The organism is Ochrobactrum sp. SFR4 (assembly GCF_019730395.1).
In the GTDB taxonomy this organism is placed as follows: domain Bacteria; phylum Pseudomonadota; class Alphaproteobacteria; order Rhizobiales; family Rhizobiaceae; genus Pseudochrobactrum.
In genome coordinates, this window is the sequence record NZ_JAAPBB010000818.1 from 1 (window position 1) to 269 (window position 269).

The 269-nt window shown below is 58.4% G+C and carries 1 pseudogene; it reads left to right on the plus strand.

Annotation, left to right across the window (positions count from 1 at the left end):
- Positions 1-269, plus strand: a pseudogene (locus HBA93_RS21360) (hypothetical protein); the annotation flags it as partial.

The window sequence follows — 269 nt, forward strand, 5'->3', positions numbered from 1 at the left end:
TTCTGATAAAGGCGATGATAAATTCGGTTCACAGCCACAGCGTCCGCGCGGCGTAAATGTGTGGATGGCGCCGGGTGCAAAAGCCTATAACTCGTCATCGAAGCCGACACCAGGGGAAGACCGTCGTCGTGGCCGTAGTGGTGAAGACCGTCCGCAGCGTTCAGAAGAAGGCCGTGGTTTTAACCGCCGTCCGGATGATCGCAATGACAGCCGTGGTGATGACCGCTCGGGCTATAAGCGTCAGGGCTTCCGTCGCGACGATGAAGGCC